Here is a 21778-nt window from a genome sequence, read left to right as displayed (position 1 = left end):
GAAGCAAGAAAACCGGAGCGTGCGCTTGGCACGCAATCCGGGCAGCGAGGCGACATGGCGGATATCGAGTATTCCGGCGCGTATGACGCGCAGGGTTCTGAACATGCACAAGGTGGCGGAATCGGCCGGCTGGTGAATATTGCTGGCGGGCTGGCGTCCATTGCACTGGTCGCGGGTGTCGGTGTCTGGGGCTACAAGCTCTTGATGCGGGACGTCAGCGGTGTGCCGGTGGTGCGGGCCTTGGAAGGACCGATGCGGATCCAGCCCGAAGATCCGGGCGGGCGGCAGGCTGACCATCAGGGGCTGGCGGTCAACGCGGTTGCCGCGCAAGGCACGGCGGCAAAACCGGCTGAACGGCTGATGCTGGCACCTAAACCGGTTTCCCTAAGCGATGAAGACAAGCCGATGGGCGAGTTGATCAAGGCCTCGGCCCAGAGCAAATCGGCGGAGACGAGCGATAGCGTGGATGATCTGGTCGCGAAACTGGTAAAGGATGCGACCCCGATTGATGGTGTTCTGACCGACGAGACGGAAAGCGCCGAGATCGTGCAGCCTGAACCGCTTTCCGCTGTGGATGCGGATGACCTGATTGAGGCTGAACCGGCGGTCCTGACAGGACCGGGTTTGCCTCAGTCGCTGCGCCCGATGGTGCGACCTGCGCGGACAGAACGCCGGACGGCCCCTGCGCCTGCAGTCGCCTCTGAAACGACAGAAGTCGCGGCCGATACGCTTCCGGCGGGGACGCGGCTTGCCCAGCTCGGGGCGTTCGAAAGCCCGGAAGTCGCGCGCGAGGAGTGGGCGCGGTTGAACGTCAAGTTCGAGGATTACCTCGAGGACAAGGACCGCGTGATCCAGAAGGCCGAGAGCGGCGGTCGCACATTTTACCGGCTTCGCGCGATGGGTTTCGACGATCTGAACGATGCGCGTCGTTTCTGTTCGGTACTTGTGGCGGAAAACGCGGACTGCATTCCGGTGACCACGCGATGAATTTCGGCGCGACGATCCTTGATGCCGAGGGTACACGGCTGTCTCCTGAGGAAAAGGCGTTCTTTCGCGATGTAAACCCCTTTGGTTTTATCTTGTTTGCGAGGAATATCGAGACGCCGGACCAGATCCGCGCGCTGTGCGATGATTTCCGCGAAACCGTCGGACGTGAGGCGCCGATCACCATCGATCAGGAAGGCGGAAGGGTGCAACGTCTGCGCGCTCCGATCTGGCGCGAATGGATGCCGCCGCTGACCCATGTGGAGCAGGCCGGAGACCATGCCGAGCGGGCGATGTACCTGCGCTATCGGCTTATCGCAGATGAACTGCGGGCGCTGGGGATTGATAGCAATTGCGCGCCGATGGTCGATGTCGCGGTCAGCGAAACCCATGATTTCCTGAAAAACCGGTGCTATGGCTACGACCCCGAAACCGTAAGCCAACTGGGCAGAGCGGTTGCGCAGGGCATGTTGGACGGGGGCGTTCTGCCGGTGCTTAAGCATATTCCGGGGCACGGGCGCGCAACGCTCGACAGCCATTATGACCTGCCGCATGTCAGTGCCGATCCGGCGCTGCTCGACATTACCGATTTCACCCCGTTCCGGGCGCTGAACGATCTCCCGATGGGGATGACGGCGCATCTGGTCTATGACGAGATCGATAGCCTGCCCGCGACGGTATCGCCCAAGATGATGGGGGTGATCCGCGAGCAGATGGGCTTTGAGGGGCTGATCATGACTGACGATATTTCTATGAAAGCCCTTAAGGGCGATCTGGGAGAGTTGTCGAAGGCGGCCATCGAGGCAGGCTGCGATGTGATCCTGCATTGCAACGGCACGCTGGACGAGCGCAAGCAGGTGGCCGAGGCTGCCGGTGTCATGGGCGACGTGGCGCAAAGACGCGCCGAGGCGGCGCTTGCCGCGCGCCATGAGCCGGACAGCATTGACATCGAGGCGCTGGAGGCCGAGCTTGACCGCCTGATGGGCGGAAAGGTTTATGGCTGAGGACGAGTTCACCGAAGAAAAGCTTTCAGTCAGCGACCGCCTGGCCGCCGAGGCGCTGATCGTCGATGTAGACGGCTTTGAAGGGCCGCTCGACGCGCTCTTGATGCTGTCGCGGACGCAGAAGGTTGATCTGCGCAAGATCTCGGTGCTTGATCTCGCGCGGCAATACCTTGCCTTCGTGGACCGGGCCAAGCAACTGCGTCTGGAGCTGGCCGCGGATTATCTTGTCATGGCGGCCTGGCTGGCGTTCCTGAAGTCGCGGCTGCTCTTGCCACCCGATCCGGCGGATGAAGGCCCCTCGGGCGAGGAACTTGCCGCACACCTTGCTTTCCAGCTCGAACGTTTGCAGGCGATGCGCGATGCCGCTGCCCGTCTGATGGCGCGGGACAGGTTGGGGCGCGATTTCTTTGCGCGTGGGCAGACCGAAGTAGTCGCCCGTGTGCGCAGCGTGAAATACACGGCGACCCTGCTGGACCTGATGCAGGGCTACGCCCGCATTCGAACTCGCGACGAATTCCGACCCTTTGTCATGGACCGGGACAATGTCTTTACCATGGAGCAGGCGCTTGACCGGATGCGGGGTCTGATCGGCTATGCCGCCGACTGGACCGAGATTTCCAGCTATCTGCCTGAGGGATGGGAGATGGACCCGGTGCGCCGGCGTTCGGCCACGGCGGCAACTTTCGCGGCCTCGCTTGAATTGGTAAAGGAAGGGCATCTTGAGATCCGCCAGAGCGAGGTCTTTGCCCCGATAGAATTGCGCAAGAGGACCTAATGGCCGTGAGCGAAGAGACGGAACCGCAGGAAGATACGCTGTTCGAAGCGCCGGTCATGGCTGAGCAGGAGCGCATGGTCGAAGCGGTTCTGTTCGCGAGCACCGAACCGATCACCGTGCGCGAGCTGGAATCGCGGATGCCGCATGGGTGCGACGCGGCCGAGGCATTGGTGCGGCTGCGCAAGCGCTATGAAGGGCGAGGCGTGCGGGTGGTCAAGATCGACGATGCCTGGGCCATGCGTACGGCACCGGATCTGGGCTATCTGATGCAGAAGGAAACGGTAGAGACGCGGAAACTGTCGCGTGCCGCGATCGAGACACTCGCGATCATCGCCTATCACCAGCCCGCCACCCGGGCCGAGATCGAGGAAATTCGGGGGGTTTCCGTGTCGCGCGGCACCATCGACCAGTTGCTTGAAATGGAATGGATCCGATTTGGCCGTCGCAAGATGACGCCGGGCCGCCCGGTGACCTTTGTGGTCACGCCCAGCTTCCTCGATCATTTCGGGCTGGAAAATGCCCGTGATCTGCCGGGGCTCAAGGAATTGCGCTCGGCCGGGTTGCTGGAAAACCGTCCGCCCCCGGGGGCGTTCTCGGTTGCCGAAGAGGAAGATGAGGACGAGGCAACCACCGGCCAGTCCGAACTTTTCGAGGATTAATCGGGATTTTACCCTAAAATCTGCAAGATTGCGGATTAGGTTACGCGCGAAAGCAAGGGAAACCGCCATGAATGCAAACCAGATCCTCGACATGATCGTCAAAACCGTCGTTCGGCGGCTGGTTGGCACGGGAGTCAAGGCCGGTATGGATGTGGCGAGCGGCAAGATGCGCCAGCGCGGGCGCGGGCAGCAGGATCGCTATCTGGCAGATGAGCAGGAAAGCGATATCCGTCCCAGCCCGATGCAGCCCGGAAACGCGCCCAAATCTGCGGAAGAACAGGAAGAGCAACGCCGCCGTGAAGCGCGACGCGCTGTACGGCAGGCACGGCGGGCCGCGCGTGAGAACAACAACGGCTGATTTGCCGTTCAGGTGCTCTTGAAATGCTTACTGAGCTTCAGGCCTTGGCCTTGGTAGTTCGAGGCGATCCCCGCCCCATATAGCTGGGTTGGCAGGTGGGCCATGCGTTCGTAGACGAGGCGGCCGACCACCTGACCGTGCTCAAGTACAAAGGGGGCTTCGTGACAGCGAACTTCGAGCACGCCGCGCGAGCCTGAGCCTCCGGCAGCGTCATGGCCAAAGCCCGGATCGAAGAATCCGGCGTAATGCACACGGAACTCGCCTACCATCGCAAGATATGGCGCCATCTCGGCGGCATATTCCGGCGGGATATGAACGGCTTCGCGGCTGACAAGAATGTAAAATGCGCCCGGGTCGAGGATGATACGGCCTTTGTCGGTGTGCACTTCTTCCCAGTATTCGCGCGGGTCATATTCACCGATACGGTCCAGATCGATAACGCCGGTATGCGGTTTGGCACGGTAGCCGACGAGCGTCGTGTCCTTCAGCGCGAGATCGACGGAAAAGCCGAGACCTTCCTTGATGACGGCGGGCCCGTCCACAAGCGGTGTCTTTTCGTGGAGCGCGGTCAATTCGGCATCGCTGAGCACCGCCTGACCCGAGCGGAACCGGATCTGGTTCAGGCGCATGCCGGGACGGACCAGAACCGAAAAGGAGCGCGGGCAGATTTCGGCGTAGAGCGGACCGTTGTAGCCGGAGGGAATCCGGTCAAACTCGGTTCCGCCATCGGTGATCGTGCGCGTGAGCAGGTCGAGCCGACCGGTGGAACTCTTGGCGTTGGCGACCGCCTGAATATCGTCCGACAGGGCCAGAGATTCCATCAGCGGAACAAGATAGACGCAGCCCTTTTCCAGAACGGCGCCGTCGCTGAGGTCAATCCGGTGCATCTCGAACTCGGCAAGCCGCTCGGTCACAGTCTTGCCACGCCCGGCCAGAAATGAGGCCCGGACACGGTAGGCAACCGTTCCCAGCCGCAGGTCCAGGCTGGCCGGCTGAACCTGCGCGGGGATCACCGGCGGATCGGCCCTGATGGCACCCTTGGCGATCATCGTCTCGATAGTCTGGTTTGGGCAAACGCCGGTCAATGCACACACTCCCGCCCACGAGGGGGAGAGGGGCGTTGATATCGTCGGTAGATTTTGGTCGGGCTAGCAGGACTCGAACCTGCGACCTTCCGTCCCCCAGACGGACGCGCTACCAGGCTGCGCCATAGCCCGACGATGGGCGTTACATACCCGTTTTGAAGCGGGGGACAAGAGCAAATCACCACATTATCCTCAGGAGATGCGCGTACCCGCAGCCCGATCCAGCCAGCGGCGCAATTCCTGTGTCAGCGCGGCGACCTCGCTCCGGTTTTCTTTCGGAATAACATTCGTGCGGGACAGCAGAGATAGGGTTCCGGCGGAAACGGGCAGGGCGCTTTCATCCGCGACCTCAGGTACATCGACGATTTCCGGGCGCAGGTTGTCGATAGAATCACCCGAAGGCTCCGACCCGGGGAGGGCTGCATCTTGTTGGAGATTCGCGGGTTCGTCCTTAGCCGGGGAGCGCATTTCGTTCTCGCCGAGCGATGTCGTAGCGGCATCGGCGGTTGCGGGTTCCAGTCCTGCGTTGTCTTCCGAACCGAACATGGTGGATGGTGCCGGGTCGGGGGTCTGCGTAGGCTCGGGGGCGTCAAATTCCGCAGCATCCGAAGAAAAGGATTCGTCAATTTCGACTGGCGCGGAGGTATCTGCGCCCGTTGTTTCCGTGCTGGGTTCGTCGGCCCGAGAGTGGGGCGCGGCGGTCTTTTCTGCCTGCCGGTGTTGGGGCATGTCCATCGGCAGTTCGGGCGAGGTGAAATCCTCTCCGGTTTGCATCGTGGCATTGCTCTGTTCCGCCGCCGGCTCTGGATCCGGGCGGGATTTGAAGGGTAGGACGGTACCCGCCCGAGCGCCGGTTGCCACTGAAGCCGCAGTTGCATCGAGCGTTTCGGGAGCCGTCGAACCGTCGAAGGAGTCGAGCGGTTGAGAGAGGTTGCAGACATGTGCAACCCCTTGTTCACGAATGATCTTTTGGGCGCCTTTGATGGTCATCCCGTCTTCGTGCAAGAGCTGTTTGATCCCGCCAAGAAGCTGCATGTCGGCGGGGCGATAGTAACGGCGGCCGCCCGCGCGTTTCACCGGCTTGATCTGTGCGAACTTGCTTTCCCAGAAACGCAGGACATGAGGCTGAAGGTCAAGCCAGTCCGCGACCTCGCTAATGGTGCGAAATGCATCGGGGGACTTGCTCATCTTTCAGTGCCCAGTTCAGGATTTGTTACCGTCGGCAACACGATCTTTCATTAGATGCGACGGGCGGAAGGTCAGGACGCGCCGCGGCTGGATTGGTACTTCTTCGCCGGTCTTGGGATTACGCCCGACCCGCGCCGATTTCTCACGCACGCTGAACGTACCGAAAGAAGAGATCTTGACTTGTTCACCACGTACCAGAGCGTCGGACATGTATTCGAGCATGCTTTCGACGAGTTGTGCGCTTTCATTGCGAGAGAGGCCGACTTCACGGAACACGGCCTCGCTCAGATCCATACGAGTCAGAGTCTTGTCGCCCATTGTGATCCCCCTGTGGTTTTATTCAGCATAGGGGCTGCACAATTTGCGAGTCAACATCAATGAGTTGTAAGGGCTTGGAATTGCTATTTAATGCAAAGCTTTGGCGCTACCAACGCAGGACAACGGCGCCCCATGCCAGCCCGCCGCCAATGGCTTCGGTCACGAGCAGGTCGCCCTCTTTGATCTGCCCGCGCTGCTTTCCGACGGACATGGCCAGCGGAATCGATGCGGCAGAAGTGTTTCCGTGATCCTGAACCGTGACCACGACCTGGGACATGGGCAGGGCCATCTTCTTGGCCGTGCCTTGGATGATGCGAATGTTTGCCTGATGCGGCACGATCCAGTCAACATCGGAACTGGTTAAGGAAGCTTTATCAAGAGCTGCCTCGGCAGTGGCGGCCAGCTTCTCGACCGCGTGTCGGAACACTTGGTTGCCCTGCATGCGCAGGTAACCGGTGGTTTTGGTGGAAACTCCGCCATCGACGTAGAGGAGGTCGCGGTAGCGACCGTCGGAATGCAGATCCACGGAAAGGATGCCACGATCATCGGAGGTGCCCTGACCTTCTTTCGCTTCGAGGATCAGCGCGCCGGCGCCGTCACCGAAGAGCACGCAGGTGGACCGGTCCGTCCAGTCCATGATCCGGCTGAAGGTTTCGGCGCCAATCACGAGAATCCGGTCGCACTGGCCCGAGGCGATCAGCGCGTTCGCATTGGCCAGCGCATAGACGAACCCGGCGCAGACAGCCTGAACGTCAAAGGCAAAGCCGCGCGTCATGCCAAGAGCGGCCTGAACCATTGTCGCGGCGGACGGAAAGGTGAGATCGGCAGTCGAGGTCGCGAGAATGATCGCATCAACGGAATCAATCTCGATTCCTGCGTCTTTCAGAGCGGCCTGCGCGGCCTTGGTCGCAAGGTCCGAGGTGCCTTCGCCTTCGGCGGCGAAATGGCGTCGCTCGATACCGGAACGGGAGCGAATCCATTCGTCGGTTGTGTCTAGCGTGGCTTCGAATTCGGCGTTGGGTACTACTCTCTCGGGGAGGTAGTGGCCAACCCCCGTCACAACCGCTCTGCGTGTCATGCCCGTCCTTCTTTTCTTTCTTCCGTCGGCTTTTCGGACGGAGCCTGACCATCATGGGAAAGCTCGCCGACAGATGCAACCCGAGCCGCCAGTTTTTCCGAGAAGCCGGACTGGGCGAGTTGAAAGGCAAGTTTGATTGCAGAGGAAACGCCGGTCGCATCGGCGCTGCCGTGCGATTTGACAATAGTACCGTTCAGACCGAGGAAAACTCCGCCGTTCACCCGCCGGGGATCGATGCGTTTTTTCAAGCGCCGCAAGGAGGTTATCGCCAGAACCGAGGCAAGACGCGACATTGGGGAGTACTTGAAGGCCTCACGGAGCAGGTCTCCGATCAGGCTGGCGGTGCCTTCGCCGGTCTTGATGGCGACATTGCCGGTGAAGCCGTCGGTGACAATCACATCTGCGACATCGCCGGGGATGTCGGAGCCTTCAACGAATCCGACAAAATCGAACCCGTTGTCATCGGCAACCTGAGAGATCAGGCCGTGCGCTTCTTTCAGCTCGGTGCGACCCTTGTGTTCCTCGGTGCCGACATTGAGCAGGCCGATCCGGGGGCGCGACAGGTTAAGCCCGTTGCGCGCGTAGGAGGCGCCCATAAGAGCGAATTGCAGGAGGTCGCGGGCATCGGCACGCACGTCGGCGCCGACATCCAGCATGACATTGAACGCCTGCGGATTTCGGGACGGCCACATGATGGCAATGGCGGGGCGGTTGACGCCGGGCAGGCGGCGCAGGCGGATCGTCGACAGCGCCATGAGCGCGCCGGTATTGCCGCAGGAAACGGCTGCCGCAGCTTCGCCTTCGCGCACCGATTCGATCGCGGACCACATGGAGGTGCCTTTACCATTCCGGACGACCTGGCTTGGCTTGTCCTCCATCGTGACGACATCGGCGGCATCGCGGAAGGTTACACGTTCAGAGAGGCCGCGCCGACGCGCGACCAGCGGTTCAAGCTCTGACTTGGGGCCGTGCAGAATGAACCGGATTTCCGGGTTCTTCTTGGCAGATTCGGCGATGCCGGCGACAACAGCTTGTGCGCCCGCATCCCCACCCATCGCATCCACGGAGATCGTGGTGCGTCGGTCAGCTCTATTGGTTTGATCAGGCTGGGCTGTCATTCAATTGCCCGCCGCCTTTGCTCAAGCCGCGTCTTCGTCCAGGTCGATTTCGTCGACTTGTGCAACAATTTCCTTGTCGTCATAGTGACCGCAGGCGGCACAGACGTGGTGAGGACGCTTCAACTCGCCGCAGTTCGGGCATTCGTTGGGGTTCGCCGCGACCAGTGCGTCATGTGCGCGGCGGTTGTTGCGGCGCGATTTCGATACTTTGTTCTGTTGGACGGCCATGTCTCAACCTTTATCTCATGTTACGTCGCGGGCGATCCCGGCGACCTCTGTTTCAATTCTTCAGCAGTGTGAAGCGGCGTGACGTGCGTTTAGGGCGGTACCCCAGCAATGTCCAACCATAAATCCGATGAAGGCGCGAAAATACGTCGAAATCTGCATAGTGCAAGTTCTTTTTCACGCGACCCTGCGGAACATGATCGGCAGCTGGCGCTCAGCTATCCTTTTTCAGCGCGTCCCGCAACCCGGCAAGCCCGGCAAAGGGCTTCACGTCCTCGTCGCTGAGCGGCGTCGTACCGGGCGCGGCATACGTTGCATCGCCGGATTCCGCATCTTCTTTCCGCGGGTAGAGGGGCAGGGAGAGGGCCAGCGCTTCGGCCATGACAACGGCGGGATCGATGACACTGCCCAGTGGTTCGAGGGTTTCGTCCTCGGGCATCTCTACCTCGTCGCCTTCGGGTTCGGGCATATTCGCAAGGTAGGTGCGACGGACGGCAACATCGATCCGGGTGGTGACCGGCTCCAGTGTCACGACGCAGGGCTGAACGACGGTGGCACCAAGCTTGCCGGTCAGAACCCAGTCGCGTTTGCCTTCGGCCGCGATTTCTCCGGCAAAAGAAAGCTTGCGCAGGGCAAGCAGATCAAGCTCTTGTGCCATTGCCTCAAGCTGTGCGGAATCGGGCCGAAGCTCGAAGGGAGTCGGCGTGTTCTGGGAAAGGTCGGCAACCCGTAGGGCAGAAGGTCTGGTCATATCGGCGCTTTCGTTTCTTGAACCGGTGGCGCGAAGCCGTTATGCGACATAGAAGCCATAAGTGGTCAAGGCAAGAGGGTGACAAGCGTATGATACCAGTACACGGAAAGTATGTACGGCAAGCGGTATTGGCAGGAATCGTCGCCTTGACCTGTACAGCCTGCGCTTCGATCTATCGCAATCACGGGTATGTCCCCACGGCTGATGACCTTGCTGCCATCCAGGTTGGCGTTGATACACGTGACACTGTGACCGAGGCAATCGGAACGCCGGGCGCGAGCGGTGTGCTCGACAGCAGCGGCTATTACTATGTAGCGACCCGGATGCGCCATTACGGCGGGTTCGCCCCCAAGCCGGTTTCCCGCAATCTCGTTGCGATCAGCTTTGATCAGCGCGGCGTTGTCCGTAACATTTCGCGCTACGACCTTGAAGACGGGCGCGTGATTCCGCTGGAACGTCGGGTCACAGATAATGGCGAATCTGACAGCACCTTCCTGCGTCAGCTGCTGGGGAACCTTGGCCGCATCGGACCGGGAGCGCTCGTTCCCGAAGAATAAACGGTGATTATGCCCATTCTTCACGGCACTGATACATCTTGTGGATAGCCGGGGTCGGGACTAGCGTTTCAGGTACCGTCAGCGCGAGGCCCCGATGCATCCTGCCATGCCCCCAATGACTCGTGGAAACTATCGCGTTTACGTGGCGCAAACACGCGAAGATATCGCCGAGGCGCAGGTCTTGAGAGGGCTTGCCTTTGGTTCAGGCGGTGTTGATCGCGACGACTATGATGATTCCTGCGCGCATGTTCTGGTGCGGGAGATGCAAAGTGGGACGCTGGTCTGCTGTTTTCGGATGCTTCTGCTGGAAGACGGTCGGGACGTTTCCCGCAGTTACTCGGCCCAGTTCTACGAGTTGTCCGCTTTGCAGAACTTTACCGGTCGGATGGTCGAGATGGGACGATTCTGTATCCATCCAGACTGGTATGATCCGGACATACTGCGGCTAGCCTGGGGGGCGATGACGGCTTTTGTCGATGCGAACCGGGTCGATATGCTGTTTGGGTGTTCTTCCTTTGCCGGAACTGAAACCGGTGACTATCTGGACGCTTTTGCCATGCTCAAGGCGCGGCATCTGGCGCCGAAGCGTTGGTGGCCAAGGATCAAGGCTGCCGAGGTCTTTCGTTATGCCGCGCGGTTGCGGCGCAAGCCGGATCTGAAGAAAGCGATGTCGGGCATGCCGCCGCTGCTGCGCACTTATCTGTCGATGGGAGGCTGGGTCAGCGATCATGCGGTGGTCGACCGGCAGATGAACACGCTGCATGTTTTTACAGGTGTCGAAATCTCGGCAATTCCACCGGCCCGCAAGCGGTTGCTGCGCGCTGTCGCGCAATAGGGCACGGGCGATATCGGCGACTCGTTGACAGTTCTGCGCCTATGTCATAGCGCAGCGAAATGGCCCAGATCCCCCTTTTACAGCTCTCCGATATCTCCCTGACATTTGGCGGCGACCCGTTGTTCGACGCGCTCGATCTGGTCGTTCAGCCGGGCGACCGGGTGGCGCTGGTCGGGCGTAATGGATCGGGCAAGTCGACCCTAATGAAAGTCATGGCCGGGCTGGTGGAACCGGACGGCGGCACGATTGTGGTCCCGCCGGGCCGGACCGTGGGCTACATGGAGCAAGACCCGGATATGGCGGGTTGCGAGACTCTGGGGGAATTCGCGACCCGCGATCTTGATCCGGGCGAGCTTTACAAGGTCGAACGCGCCGCCGAAGGGTTGAAGTTCGACCCCGACCGGCTGGTTTCGACCGCCTCGGGCGGAGAGCGGCGGCGTGCTGCGCTGGCCGCTCTGATGGCGCGGGCGCCTGACCTCATGCTGCTGGACGAGCCGACCAACCATCTTGATATCGAGGCGGTGCAATGGCTTGAGCGCGAGTTGGAAACGACCCGCGCCGCTTTCGTCATGATTAGCCACGACCGTGCCTTTCTGCGTGAATTGTCGCGCGCAACGCTCTGGATTGACAGGGGAAGCGTGCGTCGGCAGGAAAAAGGGTTCGAGGCTTTCGAGGCCTGGCGCGATCAGGTCTGGGAAGAAGAGGACATGCAGCGCCACAAGCTGAACCGCCTTATCAAATCCGAGGCGCGTTGGGCGGTCGAAGGCATTAGTGCGCGGCGTAAACGCAACCAGGGCCGGGTGCGCGCCCTTGCGGATCTGCGGGCCGAACGGGCGAACCAGATCCGACGGCAGGGCACGGCGGATCTGAACCTCGATTCGGGACCGAAATCCGGCAAGAAGGTCATCGAGGCCTTTGATGTCTCGAAGTCATTCGGTGACAAGAAGATCGTGACTGATTTCAGCCTGAGCATTCAGCGTGGCGACCGCGTGGCCTTTGTCGGGCCGAATGGCGTAGGCAAGACGACCCTGCTCAAGGTGCTGCTGGGACAGGAAACACCCGACGGCGGTGAGATCCGGCATGGCACGAATCTGGAAATTGCGGTCTTCGATCAGGCGCGTGCGCAGCTTGATCCCGATATGTCGCTTTGGGAATCGCTGACCGGCGAAAGCGATATGCGCGTGTCCGGTCAGGCGGATCAGGTGATGGTGCGGGGCAATCCGCGCCACGTGGTCAGTTATCTCAAGGATTTCCTCTTTGACGAGTCGCAGGCGCGGGCACCGGTGCGCGCCCTGTCTGGCGGCGAAAAAGCGCGGCTTTTGCTGGCGCGGTTGATGGCGCGGCAGAGCAACGTGCTGGTGCTTGACGAGCCGACCAACGATCTGGATGTCGAAACGCTTGACCTGCTTCAGGAGGTTCTCGACGATTATGACGGGACCGTCCTGCTGGTCAGCCACGACCGCGACTTCCTTGACCGCGTGGCCTCCACCACCGTGGCGATGGAAGGCGACGGCCAGGCTGTCGTCTATCCCGGAGGGTGGAGCGATTACGTGCGCCAGCGTGGAGAACGAGCGCCAAAGGTGGAAGAGAAATCAAAGTCCTCTGAGGTGAAGGTAAAGCAGTCCGGTGAAAAGAAGAAAGGGCTGTCCTTTACCGAAAAGCACCGGCTGGAAGCATTGCCGTCGGAGATCGAAAGGCTTGAGGCAGAGATCGCCAAGCTGGAACAACTTATGGCGGATCCGGAGCTTTACAGTCGCGAACCGCTGAAATTCAAGAAAGCGACCGAGGCGTTGGTCGAACGGCAGGAAAAGCTGTCCGCCGCCGAGGAAGAATGGCTGCTGCTTGAGGATAAGGCCAGCGCGGAAGCAGGTTGATCCGCGCTGGACCCGACGCGATCAGCGCATACGCAGCGCGCCGTCGATCCGGATGGTTTCGCCGTTAAGATAGCCGCATTCGACAATGAACCCGGCCAGACGGCCATATTCCGACGGATCGCCAAGGCGCGGCGGGTTCGGCACATCGGCGGCGAGTTGCTTCTGCACATCTTCCGGCAGGCCAGCCAGCATCGGGGTCATGAAAATGCCGGGTGCAATAGTCATCACGCGGATGCCGACGGAGGCCAGATCACGCGCCATCGGGACGGTCATGCCCACGACACCGCCCTTTGAGGCGGAATAGGCGACCTGACCCTTTTGCCCCTCAAAGGCGGCAACGGAAGCGGTCGAGATGATGACACCGCGGGCACCGTCGCTTTCAGGTTCGTTCTTGGCCATGGCAACCGAGGCGAGCCGCGACACGTTGAACGTGCCGACAAGGTTCACGTCCAGTGTCTGCTTGAACTTATCAAGGGGGTGCGGACCGTCCTTGCCGGATGTCTTGATGCCAAAGGCGATACCGGCGCAGTTTACCGTCGCGGTGATCTTGCCCATCTTTTCCATCGCAAGATCGATGGCCGCCTGCACCGACTCTTCGTCTGTGACGTCTGTCTTGGCAAAGTAACCTTTCAGTTCCTTGGCAACGGCTTCGCCGCGTTCCGCGTCACGATCCAGAATGGTGACCTGCGCGCCCTGCGAGGCGAAATAGCGGGCGGTCGCTTCGCCCAGTCCGGAAGCGCCGCCGGTGATGACCGCAGCGGTAGTGGACAGTTTCATGCTTCATACTCCCCTTGAAGAACGTCGCCTTGAATAATCACGGGCACGCGCAGGTGTCCAGAGAGGCGAGGTCAGGTGAGAAAGCTCTGCCGGTCGAGCCGCGCGAGAGGACGCAGGGCAGTGCCAAGCGGCGGAAACCATGCCCATGTGCCGCCAAGTCGGCGGCATCTGGCGCCGCATTCAAGCTTGAAACGGGCAAGTCCGGGGGCGTGAACGGAATCGATCAGCCCTAGGTCGAATCTTTCATACCCTTTTGATTTCAGCCATTTAGCGGCGTTGTGCAGCAAAAGGTTATGGGCCGACAAGGATTTCCCCCTCGGGGTCGTATAGCCGATGTGGTAGGTTGCGGCCGTACCGTGGCACAGCACCAGTATTCCGGCGACAGGAACCTTGCCTTCATGCGCGGTGAAAAGCTTACCAGCGCCGGGATTGGCGCGACAGTAGGCAAGCGTGAGCGCGATGGGCCAGCTTCGATAGCCGCGTGCCTGCCGCTGGGCAAGATCAGCCTGCAAGAGCCAGTGATCACTGGATTGCGGCATGATCTGGCGGGTAACCCGCAACCCATGCGCCTCGGCATGGCGCAAACGATTGCGCCATTTCTGGTGCATGACGCCAAGCAGATCCTGGTCCAAATGCCATTCGGCGACGCTGGCAGGCGTGAGAATCGGCACGGCACCCATATCTTCAAGTTCCGGAGAGGGATGGTCGGGCGTGATCAGCATGAGCGACCGGCGAACCCCTTTGCTGTTGCGGAACTGCGAGAGGTCACGCGACCTCAGGTCGACGCGTGACAACAGGTTGACCGCGAATCCTATGGAGAAGCGGCGACGCAGCATCAACAGGGGCGTATTGCTTTCGAAAAAGAGGTGGTTTTGCCCGATTGCGCGAAGCGTTCTGGCAAAGTTGGCATGCTGTTGAAGCGGCTGAGGTAGCGCACGGTCAGAAGAATCGAACATGCCTGCTATTTACGCGCCATTAACCTAAAGGCGCGTTAATGGTCGTATGACGCAGAGAGACACCTTGCGGCGCACCCCCAGCGCCAAAATTGCGGCCCCGGCTCGCCCAACACGGGCCGGGGCTTTGCTCTTGGCGATTGGACTGTCGATACCGGTCTTTCTGATCCTGACCGCTATCGACTGGCTGCTCTAGTCGTTGAGTTGCACCAGCGCATGGCGTTTACGTCCGGCGCTGATCTTGACGGGCGAGGCGAGGGCACCCGCGTCGAGCATCATCCCGGCATCCGTCAACGGAGCATCGTCCAGACGGGCGCCGTTCTCGGCGATCAGCCGCTTGGCTTCCTTGCCCGACTTGGCGAGACCGGAGCGTACGATCACCTGCACGATGGAGATACCATCACCGATTTCCGCGCGGGTCAGGCCAAGCGTCGGAAGATCATCGCCTACGCCGCCTTTTTCAAAGACTTCGCGGGCGGTGGCCTGAGCGGTCTGCGCTGCCTCGGCCCCGTGGCAAAGGGTCGTGACCTGATCCGCAAGGATGATCTTTGCCTCGTTGATTTCGGATCCGGCCAGCGCCCCCAGTCTTTCGCACTCATCCACCGGCATTTCGGTGTAGAGCTTGAGGAAGCGCCCGACGTCCGCATCGGTTGTATTGCGCCAAAATTGCCAGAACTCGTAGGGGCTGAGCATATCGGCATTCAGCCACATTGCTCCACCCTGGCTCTTGCCCATCTTGCGCCCGTCCGATGTGGTCAGGAGCGGTGACGTCAGTCCATAGATTTCGTGATCGAGCACCCGGCGGGTGAGGTCGATCCCGTTCACGATGTTACCCCACTGGTCGGAACCGCCCATCTGCAGGATGCAGCCATAGCGGCGGTTGAGCTCAAGAAAGTCATAAGCTTGCAGGATCATGTAGTTGAATTCGAGGAAGGACAGCGACTGTTCGCGATCCAGCCGCGATTTCACCGACTCGAAAGACAACATCCGGTTCACCGAGAAATGGCGACCGATATCGCGCAGGAATTCGAGATAGTTCAGATCGTCGAGCCATTCGGCGTTGTTGAGCATGATGGCATCTGACGAGCCTTCGCCATAGCTCAGGTACTTGGCAAAAACACTCTTCATGCTGGCGATGTTGTCGTCGATCGCATCTGGCGTGAGAAGCGGGCGTTCGTCCGAACGGAACGACGGGTCGCCCACCTTGGTGGTGCCGCCTCCCATCAGGGTGATCGGCTTGTGCCCGGTTTTCTGGAACCAGCGCAGCATCATGATGTTGAGCAGATGGCCGACATGCAGCGACTTGGCAGTCGCGTCATAACCGATATAGGCAGGCTGACCGGGCACCATCAAAGCCTCGTCGAGACCCTGATAATCGGTGCAGTCGGCGAGATAGCCGCGTTCCATCATTATGGCGATGAAATCCGATTTGGGGTGGTAGGTCATGTCTTGCCTCCGGTTTCAATTCAGGGTGAGTGTATAGGGGGCTGGGCAGTGAAGGAAAAGGCCATGAATTCGGCCATTCGGCAGGGCGGCGTTCTTCGGGCGCTGGGGGCGATGAGCGGTACATCGCTAGACGGTGTGGATGCGGCAGTCGTAGAGACAGACGGGCATCTGATCACCGGCTTCGGAGAGCATGGCTATCGCGGTTACTCAAACGATGAACGCAGGATTTTGCGGGCCGGGCTGGGTGTCTGGACCGGTGAGCCAGTGGAGCTTGCCGGTGACGTGGTTGATGTCGCGCATTACGAATTGCTGAGTGGTTTTAAGGACGTGGACATCGTCGGGTTTCATGGCCAGACGCTTGCCCATGAGCCGCGCGGACGGGGAACCTTGCAGGTGGGGGACGGCGCCGGTCTTGCGGCGGCGCTGAAACGACCCGTTGTCTGGGATTTTCGCAGCGATGATGTACGGATGGGCGGCGAGGGCGCACCGCTTGCGCCGTTTTTTCATTTTGCCTGTGCCAAGTGGATCGGCGCAAAGGAGCCCTTGTGTTTCCTGAACCTTGGTGGGGTCGGAAATCTCACCTACGTCGATCCGGGTTTCGACCGGCCCGAAGAGGTCGGGGCGCTTTTGGCCTTTGATACCGGGCCTGCGAATGCGCCTGTCAACGACCTGCTTCAGGCGCGGCTTGGGCTAGAGATGGATCGGGATGGCGAGATCGCCCGCGGAGGAGACGTCGAAGAGGGCGCTTTGGAACTCTTCCTGGCCGAGCCGTATTTCGCCCGTATGCCTCCGAAATCTCTGGATCGGAACGACTTCGCCGAGATGATCCGGCTTGTTGGCGAGCTGGGAGATTCGGACGCTGCGGCAACCCTGACCGGGATGGCGGCGGCGGCCGTGGTTCAGGGCCTTGAACACTGCCCACGTCCGCCTGCGCGTGTCCTTGTCACGGGGGGAGGGCGGCTTAATCCGGTGCTTATGGAAATGCTGCGGGTCGGACTCGATTGTCTGGTGGATCCTGTCGAAGAGGTTGGTCTGGATGGCGACATGCTTGAGGCGCAGGCTTTTGCCTATCTCGCGGTGCGTGTCGCAAGGGGCTTGCCGACATCATGTCCCGGAACCACGGGGGTAAGGGCTTTGGTCGGGGGCGGCGTCGTATCTTTTTCGGGGACATAGATCGAGGGCGTCTGTTGCGCAGACATTGGACAGCCCTATTGGCTTGACATAACCATCCTTTAGGCGGGCAGGTCGCGTCGCTCTTTGGATTTTTTTTGACCCAAAGAAGAGGGATGCAGCGTTTAGCTGCGGGGAATATCGAATCCGGGTTCGGCGAGCGTGAAGCCGGCAAAGTCGAAGCCGGGGCTGACCGTACAGCTGACGAGCGTGAAATCGCCGGTGCTGCGTGCGGCCTGCCAATGATGTTCGGGCACGATCAATTGAGGCTCGCCCTCGGTCAGATCGGGGGTCAGGAGGTGGTCGATCGCCGGGCCGGTTTGCTTTTCGGCGATAGAAAGGACCAATGGCGCACCTGAATGATAGAGCCAGATCTCGGTGGCATCCACCTTGTGCCAGTGGCTAGCCTCGCCGGATTTGAGCAGGAAATAGATGCAGGTACCGGTTGGCCTTCCGTCATTGCCGGCGATCCAGGTCTGGCGATAATGTCCGCCTTCGGGATGGGGCGAGAGGTTCAGGCGGGTGATGATCTGGTCGGCTGTCATGGCGCAAGGATAGGGGCTGGTTTGGCGGCGCGCTATGGTATTCTTGCGTGATGCACTTATGTTTGCGGGCATGAGCATGCAGATATCATTCGACAACAGTTTCGCCCGACTGACAGGCGGTTTCTACGCGCGGCAGGATCCCGTGCCGGTGCGGGAACCGAAGCTGGTGGCGTACAACAGTGACTTGGCGCGGGTGCTTGGGCTTCCGGAAAAGGAGCTGCCGGAGTTCGCGGAGATTTTTGCCGGGAACCGGGTGCCGGACGGCGCGGAACCTTTGGCCCAGCTATATTCCGGCCATCAATTCGGGCAGTATAACCCTCAGCTTGGCGATGGCCGCGCGATCCTGCTGGGAGAAGTTGTCGGTGAAGATGGCATACGACGGGATATCCAGCTTAAGGGGTCGGGTCGCACCGCGTTTAGTCGCATGGGTGACGGCAGGGCATGGCTTGGTCCGGTTCTGCGCGAATACGTGGTTTCCGAAGCGATGCACGCCCTTGGCATTCCGACGACACGGGCCTTGGCGGCAGTTGAAACCGGCGAGGTTGTTCTGCGCGACGGGATGCTGCCGGGCGCGGTACTGACCCGGGTTGCCAAGAGCCATCTGCGTGTCGGGAGCTTTCAGGTTTACGCTGCGCGCGGAGAGACAGAGAATCTCAAGATACTGACGCAATATGCGATTGACCGGCATTATCCCGAAGCGGAAGGACCCATGGGGCTGTTGCGTGCGGTGCGCGATGCGCAGTCGCGGCTTATCCCGGCCTGGATGGCCGTGGGTTTCATCCATGGGGTGATGAACACGGATAATGCGTCGATCGCCGGGGAAACCATCGACTATGGCCCGTGCGCCTTTATGGACGTGTACCATCCGAATACCGTTTTCAGTTCCATCGACCAGATGGGGCGCTATGCCTATGCGAACCAGCCCGATATCGCGGTCTGGAATCTTGCCCAGCTTGCAACGGCCCTGATCCAGCAGATGGAGGACCGCGAGGCGGCGGTGGAAGAGGCGACCGAAATTGTCCACGCCATGCCGGAATTGATGCGACAGGAATGGCTGAGGCGGTTTGCAGCCAAGCTGGGCATCAGCGATGTTCGCGAGGAAGATGCGGCGCTGGTCGCGGATCTGTTGACCCGGATGGCGCATCAGCAGGCGGATTTCACTAATACTTTCCGATCGCTTGGGACTGACAAGGCGCGCGATCAGTTCACCGACCCGGGTGCTTTCGATCAATGGTCCGACGGGTGGAAAGCGCGGTTGGAGTGTGAGCCGGACCCCGAGGCGCTTGCGCGCGCGTCCAATCCTGCCTTTATTCCCCGTAACCACCGGGTTGAGCAGATGATCGAGGCCGCTGTGAAAGGCGATTACGCGCCGTTTCACCGGCTGAACTCGGTGCTGTCGAACCCCTATGACGATCAACCTGATCATTCGGATCTGCGCCGTGTGCCAACGCCTGAGGAGGTCGTTCCCGCGACCTTCTGCGGGACCTAACGGCGGTTAATCAGGAATATCCCTGCGGCAACAAGGATGAGTGCGACGAACACGGCTGGCCCGATCCTTTCGCCAAGGATGACCCATCCGAAGAGCACCGCGAGAACGGGCGACAGGAAACTGAAAGAGGCGACGGCACTGGCGCGATAGATGGTGAGCAACCAGAACCACACAAGGAAGCCAAGGCTGGCGACGCAGATCGCCTGAAATGCCAGACCGGCCCAGTGGATGGGCTGGGGATCGCGCAGGAATTCGCCGTAAAACGGTGCGGCCAGCAGCAGGATCGGCGCGGATATAGCGACCTGAAAAAGCAATTGCGTGGCCGGCGGAACATGTACCAGCGGGGTCATGCGCACGACCAGCGGTATACTGGCCCAGATAAAGGACGCCATAAGGGCCAGAACATCGCCGAGGAGTGACGCCTGACCGTTGGAGCGGTCGGAGAGCGCCAGAACGACACCGGTGACCGCGAGGGCCATGCCAAGAATGCGAAGACCGCTTAGCTTTTCACCGGGAAGGGCAAAATGACTCACTAGGGCCAGCCAGACCGGCATCGTGTAGAAGATGATCGACGAGCGCGAAACGGTCGTATGATCGAGGGCGGTGAACAAGCAGAGGAATTCAAGCGCGAATAACCCGCCCGAGATGATACCCCAGGTCCAGGCCGAGCGCGGGATGTGTAGCGAGGTGCCGCGCAATTTCATCCAGATCAAGAGCACAATCGCCGCGCCGACCGAGCGCAGCCCCGCCTGGAATGCAGGGGCAAAACCTCCGCCAGTGATTTTGATGACGACTTGGTTGAAAGCGAGGAGTGTCGCGAACCCGATCAGGGCCGCTGCCCCGAATCCGTCAATGGCACGCTTTTCTTCCATGCGGCCAAAGGAGCCGTAGCCCCGAGCCAAGTCAAGCGCCGAATGTCTGGGGCTCGGGTCCACTGGGGGCGGTGGGATTTTTGTTGCGAACCAAGGGGGTGGCGACTCTGACTGGCAGGGGGCGTTTGCTAATCAGAGAGAGTACCTTGCCGACGTGTCTCTTCGTCGGCAAGGTCGGTGGTTCAGGCTGCGGCGCGGTTGTTGCCCGAGGGCCGACGGCGACGGCGCGACTGGCTTTTGCCGGGGGCGTTACCCCCTCCGCCATTGCCGCCGCCATTATTGCCACCGCCACCGCTGCGACGACGCTGCCCACGGCCTTTGCCCTTGGGCTTTTCCGGCGCTTCCATGGGCGTCCACGGACGACCCGAGGCGACGGGGATGCTGATCCCCATGGTTTTCTGGATCGCCTTCAATTCGTCCATCTCATCCGGTGCGCAGAAAGCAACGGCAGCACCGTCCTTGCCCGCGCGCGCGGTGCGTCCGATCCGGTGCACGTAGTTGTCCGGCACGTTGGGAAGGTCGTAGTTGTAGACGTGTTTGACGTCCGGGATATCCAGACCGCGGGCGGCAACGTCTGTTGCGACCAGAACCCGGACATCACCGGATTTGAAAGCCGCGATGGCCCGGTCGCGCTGACCCTGGCTCTTGTTGCCGTGGATCGACATGGCGGCAAAGCCACGTTTTTCCAGTGTTTTCATCAGCTTTTCCGACCCGTGCTTGGTGCGCCCGAATACGAGAGCGCGTTCCTCGCGATGCTTGTCGAGCAGTTCGATCAGCAGGTTGGTCTTTTCCGCTTTGGCGATAAAATGCACCTCTTGCGTGACCTTGTCGGCGGCCTTGCCCGGGGGGGTGACTTCGACCCGGATCGGGCTTTTCAGATAGCTCTGCGCCAGCTCATTCATCTGCTTGGGCATGGTGGCCGAGAACAGCATGGTCTGACGTTCTTCGGGCAGTAGCGCGGCGATCTTGCGCAGGGCATGGATAAAGCCGAGGTCAAGCATCTGGTCCGCTTCGTCCAGAACGAGGAAGGTGCAGGTCTGCAGCTCGACAGCGCGGCGGTCGAGCAGGTCGAGCAGACGGCCCGGCGTCGCCACCAAGAGGTCGGTGCCGCGTTCAAGGCGCTTCATCTGCGCATTGATCGACTGGCCGCCCACCACAACGCCCACTTTCAGAGGGGTATTTTCGGTCAGACCGCGCAGGTGGGTGGCGATCTGGGTAGCCAGTTCGCGCGTCGGTGCGAGGACAAGGCCACGTACGGTGTATTTCTCCGGCTTCTTGCCGAATTCCAGCATCTGTTTGACGATGGGCACGCCAAAGGCGGCGGTCTTGCCGGTACCTGTCTGGGCCAGGCCAAGTACGTCGCGCCCGTTCAGGGCGTGGGGGATGGCCTGTTTCTGGATCGGGGTCGGCTCGGTGATGCCCATCTCTGCAAGGCGGGCAACCAGCTTGGCCGGCAGATCCATCATATCAAAGTCGCTCAAGTCATATCCTTTCGGTACGATGACGCCCTTGCGCCACACGCACCTGTTTCGCCACCCTACAGGTGGCCGTTGGGGACGCCTTTCCTCGGGCCGCCGGGCAGAATGCCGCAGACAGGCCGGATTGGCGCTTTGGCCCCACGCGTGATTTTGGGAACACGGTTTAATCGCTGTCTTGGTCAGAGGCCCATTCAGGGCAGCAGGGGCATATGGCCCATGCGTCTGCTCACGCGGCAGAA

At 60.7% G+C, this 21778-nt stretch carries 23 protein-coding genes and 1 tRNA gene; 10 read left to right on the top strand and 14 right to left on the bottom strand.

Going from position 1 to position 21778, the window contains the following annotated elements; translation table 11 throughout:
- The first annotated feature begins 54 nt into the window (after positions 1-54).
- From ACU0FH_RS01005 to ACU0FH_RS00985, 5 genes are all read left to right on the top strand, one after another.
- The gene (locus ACU0FH_RS01005) at positions 55-987 is read left to right on the top strand and encodes an SPOR domain-containing protein (protein ID WP_446192962.1); all 933 of its coding nucleotides are present in this window, start codon (positions 55-57) and stop codon (positions 985-987) included.
- On the top strand, positions 984-1988 hold the full coding sequence (nagZ, locus tag ACU0FH_RS01000; protein ID WP_446192961.1) for a beta-N-acetylhexosaminidase: 1005 nt from the start codon (positions 984-986) through the stop codon (positions 1986-1988). Before ACU0FH_RS01005 ends, nagZ begins: the two co-directional genes overlap by 4 nt.
- Positions 1981-2763: a segregation and condensation protein A gene (locus tag ACU0FH_RS00995; protein ID WP_446192960.1), complete on the top strand. Its 783-nt coding sequence runs from the start codon at positions 1981-1983 to the stop codon at positions 2761-2763. The genes nagZ and ACU0FH_RS00995 overlap by 8 nt, the downstream gene beginning before the upstream one ends.
- Positions 2763-3422 carry an SMC-Scp complex subunit ScpB gene (scpB, locus tag ACU0FH_RS00990; protein WP_446192959.1) on the top strand — a complete coding sequence of 220 codons (660 nt, stop codon included), beginning with the start codon at positions 2763-2765 and terminating at the stop codon, positions 3420-3422. The genes ACU0FH_RS00995 and scpB overlap by 1 nt, the downstream gene beginning before the upstream one ends.
- 67 nt (positions 3423-3489) lie before the next feature.
- Entirely contained in the window at positions 3490-3780 is a 291-nt protein-coding gene (locus ACU0FH_RS00985) for a hypothetical protein (protein ID WP_446192958.1), read from the top strand.
- Positions 3781-3788: 8 nt separating this feature from the next.
- On the opposite strand, the gene ACU0FH_RS00980 is transcribed toward ACU0FH_RS00985, so the two are convergent.
- The 8 genes from ACU0FH_RS00980 to ACU0FH_RS00945 all read right to left on the bottom strand — a co-directional run bounded on the left by ACU0FH_RS00980 (position 3789) and on the right by ACU0FH_RS00945 (position 9543).
- Entirely contained in the window at positions 3789-4865 is a 1077-nt protein-coding gene (locus tag ACU0FH_RS00980; RefSeq protein WP_446192957.1) for a 2'-deoxycytidine 5'-triphosphate deaminase, read from the bottom strand.
- 55 nt (positions 4866-4920) lie between these two features.
- A tRNA-Pro gene (locus ACU0FH_RS00975) sits at positions 4921-4997 on the bottom strand.
- 60 nt (positions 4998-5057) lie between these two features.
- Positions 5058-6053 carry a MerR family transcriptional regulator gene (locus ACU0FH_RS00970; RefSeq protein ID WP_446192956.1) on the bottom strand — a complete coding sequence of 332 codons (996 nt, stop codon included), beginning with the start codon at positions 6051-6053 and terminating at the stop codon, positions 5058-5060.
- Between the two features lie 15 nt (positions 6054-6068).
- On the bottom strand, positions 6069-6371 hold the full coding sequence (gene ihfA / locus ACU0FH_RS00965; protein WP_088632519.1) for an integration host factor subunit alpha: 303 nt from the start codon (positions 6369-6371) through the stop codon (positions 6069-6071).
- A 106-nt stretch (positions 6372-6477) separates the two neighbouring features.
- Positions 6478-7449 carry a beta-ketoacyl-ACP synthase III gene (locus ACU0FH_RS00960; protein ID WP_446192955.1) on the bottom strand — a complete coding sequence of 324 codons (972 nt, stop codon included), beginning with the start codon at positions 7447-7449 and terminating at the stop codon, positions 6478-6480.
- Complete coding sequence (gene plsX / locus ACU0FH_RS00955; RefSeq protein WP_446192954.1) at positions 7446-8567, bottom strand: phosphate acyltransferase PlsX; 1122 nt, start codon at positions 8565-8567, stop codon at positions 7446-7448. Before plsX ends, ACU0FH_RS00960 begins: the two co-directional genes overlap by 4 nt.
- A gap of 21 nt (positions 8568-8588) precedes the next feature.
- On the bottom strand, positions 8589-8795 hold the full coding sequence (gene rpmF, locus ACU0FH_RS00950) for a 50S ribosomal protein L32 (RefSeq protein WP_088632516.1): 207 nt from the start codon (positions 8793-8795) through the stop codon (positions 8589-8591).
- A 211-nt stretch (positions 8796-9006) separates the two neighbouring features.
- Complete coding sequence (locus ACU0FH_RS00945) at positions 9007-9543, bottom strand: YceD family protein (RefSeq protein ID WP_446192953.1); 537 nt, start codon at positions 9541-9543, stop codon at positions 9007-9009.
- A gap of 89 nt (positions 9544-9632) precedes the next feature.
- Between ACU0FH_RS00945 and ACU0FH_RS00940 the strand changes: the two genes are divergently transcribed.
- From ACU0FH_RS00940 to ACU0FH_RS00930, 3 genes are all read left to right on the top strand, one after another.
- Complete coding sequence (locus ACU0FH_RS00940; protein ID WP_446192952.1) at positions 9633-10100, top strand: outer membrane protein assembly factor BamE; 468 nt, start codon at positions 9633-9635, stop codon at positions 10098-10100.
- Between the two features lie 115 nt (positions 10101-10215).
- Entirely contained in the window at positions 10216-10935 is a 720-nt protein-coding gene (locus tag ACU0FH_RS00935) for a GNAT family N-acetyltransferase (RefSeq protein ID WP_446193066.1), read from the top strand.
- 59 nt (positions 10936-10994) lie between these two features.
- Positions 10995-12809 carry an ABC-F family ATP-binding cassette domain-containing protein gene (locus tag ACU0FH_RS00930; RefSeq protein ID WP_446192951.1) on the top strand — a complete coding sequence of 605 codons (1815 nt, stop codon included), beginning with the start codon at positions 10995-10997 and terminating at the stop codon, positions 12807-12809.
- A 21-nt stretch (positions 12810-12830) separates the two neighbouring features.
- Here the strand turns inward: ACU0FH_RS00930 and ACU0FH_RS00925 are convergent, their stop codons facing one another.
- The 3 genes from ACU0FH_RS00925 to tyrS all read right to left on the bottom strand — a co-directional run bounded on the left by ACU0FH_RS00925 (position 12831) and on the right by tyrS (position 15985).
- Positions 12831-13586: a 3-hydroxyacyl-CoA dehydrogenase gene (locus tag ACU0FH_RS00925; protein WP_446192950.1), complete on the bottom strand. Its 756-nt coding sequence runs from the start codon at positions 13584-13586 to the stop codon at positions 12831-12833.
- Between the two features lie 71 nt (positions 13587-13657).
- A complete protein-coding gene (locus ACU0FH_RS00920) occupies positions 13658-14542 on the bottom strand; it encodes a GNAT family N-acetyltransferase (protein WP_446192949.1) in 885 nt (294 codons plus the stop codon).
- Positions 14543-14731: 189 nt separating this feature from the next.
- Complete coding sequence (gene tyrS, locus ACU0FH_RS00915; RefSeq protein WP_446192948.1) at positions 14732-15985, bottom strand: tyrosine--tRNA ligase; 1254 nt, start codon at positions 15983-15985, stop codon at positions 14732-14734.
- 63 nt (positions 15986-16048) lie between these two features.
- Here tyrS and ACU0FH_RS00910 point away from each other — a divergent pair, with 63 nt between their 5' ends.
- Entirely contained in the window at positions 16049-17158 is a 1110-nt protein-coding gene (locus ACU0FH_RS00910; RefSeq protein ID WP_446192947.1) for an anhydro-N-acetylmuramic acid kinase, read from the top strand.
- A 122-nt stretch (positions 17159-17280) separates the two neighbouring features.
- Here the strand turns inward: ACU0FH_RS00910 and ACU0FH_RS00905 are convergent, their stop codons facing one another.
- Positions 17281-17700 (bottom strand): cupin domain-containing protein, encoded by a 420-nt coding sequence (locus tag ACU0FH_RS00905; protein ID WP_446193065.1) that lies wholly within the window; start codon positions 17698-17700, stop codon positions 17281-17283.
- Between the two features lie 70 nt (positions 17701-17770).
- On the opposite strand from ACU0FH_RS00905, the gene ACU0FH_RS00900 reads away from it, so the two are divergent.
- The gene (locus tag ACU0FH_RS00900; RefSeq protein WP_446192946.1) at positions 17771-19189 is read left to right on the top strand and encodes a protein adenylyltransferase SelO; all 1419 of its coding nucleotides are present in this window, start codon (positions 17771-17773) and stop codon (positions 19187-19189) included.
- Here the strand turns inward: ACU0FH_RS00900 and ACU0FH_RS00895 are convergent.
- Both ACU0FH_RS00895 and ACU0FH_RS00890 read right to left on the bottom strand, forming a co-directional pair.
- A complete protein-coding gene (locus ACU0FH_RS00895) occupies positions 19186-20061 on the bottom strand; it encodes a DMT family transporter (protein WP_446193064.1) in 876 nt (291 codons plus the stop codon). The genes ACU0FH_RS00900 and ACU0FH_RS00895 overlap by 4 nt on opposite strands.
- Before the next feature lie 182 nt (positions 20062-20243).
- Positions 20244-21542 (bottom strand): DEAD/DEAH box helicase, encoded by a 1299-nt coding sequence (locus tag ACU0FH_RS00890; protein ID WP_446192945.1) that lies wholly within the window; start codon positions 21540-21542, stop codon positions 20244-20246.
- Between the last annotated feature and the right edge of the window lie 236 nt (positions 21543-21778).

Source organism: Heliomarina sp. (assembly GCF_052826185.1).
This window is presented reverse-complemented; position numbering and strand designations above follow the sequence as displayed.

Coding starts and splice junctions, on each gene's coding strand:
- ACU0FH_RS01005 (WP_446192962.1), top strand. CDS start 55: ATGGCGGATATCGAGTATTCCGGCGCGTATGACGCGCAGGGTTCTGAA.
- nagZ (WP_446192961.1), top strand. CDS start 984: ATGAATTTCGGCGCGACGATCCTTGATGCCGAGGGTACACGGCTGTCT.
- ACU0FH_RS00995 (WP_446192960.1), top strand. CDS start 1,981: ATGGCTGAGGACGAGTTCACCGAAGAAAAGCTTTCAGTCAGCGACCGC.
- scpB (WP_446192959.1), top strand. CDS start 2,763: ATGGCCGTGAGCGAAGAGACGGAACCGCAGGAAGATACGCTGTTCGAA.
- ACU0FH_RS00985 (WP_446192958.1), top strand. CDS start 3,490: ATGAATGCAAACCAGATCCTCGACATGATCGTCAAAACCGTCGTTCGG.
- ACU0FH_RS00970 (WP_446192956.1), bottom strand. CDS start 6,053: ATGAGCAAGTCCCCCGATGCATTTCGCACCATTAGCGAGGTCGCGGAC.
- ihfA (WP_088632519.1), bottom strand. CDS start 6,371: ATGGGCGACAAGACTCTGACTCGTATGGATCTGAGCGAGGCCGTGTTC.
- ACU0FH_RS00960 (WP_446192955.1), bottom strand. CDS start 7,449: ATGACACGCAGAGCGGTTGTGACGGGGGTTGGCCACTACCTCCCCGAG.
- plsX (WP_446192954.1), bottom strand. CDS start 8,567: ATGACAGCCCAGCCTGATCAAACCAATAGAGCTGACCGACGCACCACG.
- rpmF (WP_088632516.1), bottom strand. CDS start 8,795: ATGGCCGTCCAACAGAACAAAGTATCGAAATCGCGCCGCAACAACCGC.
- ACU0FH_RS00945 (WP_446192953.1), bottom strand. CDS start 9,543: ATGACCAGACCTTCTGCCCTACGGGTTGCCGACCTTTCCCAGAACACG.
- ACU0FH_RS00940 (WP_446192952.1), top strand. CDS start 9,633: ATGATACCAGTACACGGAAAGTATGTACGGCAAGCGGTATTGGCAGGA.
- ACU0FH_RS00935 (WP_446193066.1), top strand. CDS start 10,216: ATGACTCGTGGAAACTATCGCGTTTACGTGGCGCAAACACGCGAAGAT.
- ACU0FH_RS00930 (WP_446192951.1), top strand. CDS start 10,995: ATGGCCCAGATCCCCCTTTTACAGCTCTCCGATATCTCCCTGACATTT.
- ACU0FH_RS00925 (WP_446192950.1), bottom strand. CDS start 13,586: ATGAAACTGTCCACTACCGCTGCGGTCATCACCGGCGGCGCTTCCGGA.
- ACU0FH_RS00920 (WP_446192949.1), bottom strand. CDS start 14,542: ATGTTCGATTCTTCTGACCGTGCGCTACCTCAGCCGCTTCAACAGCAT.
- tyrS (WP_446192948.1), bottom strand. CDS start 15,985: ATGACCTACCACCCCAAATCGGATTTCATCGCCATAATGATGGAACGC.
- ACU0FH_RS00910 (WP_446192947.1), top strand. CDS start 16,049: ATGAATTCGGCCATTCGGCAGGGCGGCGTTCTTCGGGCGCTGGGGGCG.
- ACU0FH_RS00905 (WP_446193065.1), bottom strand. CDS start 17,700: ATGACAGCCGACCAGATCATCACCCGCCTGAACCTCTCGCCCCATCCC.
- ACU0FH_RS00900 (WP_446192946.1), top strand. CDS start 17,771: ATGAGCATGCAGATATCATTCGACAACAGTTTCGCCCGACTGACAGGC.
- ACU0FH_RS00895 (WP_446193064.1), bottom strand. CDS start 20,061: ATGGAAGAAAAGCGTGCCATTGACGGATTCGGGGCAGCGGCCCTGATC.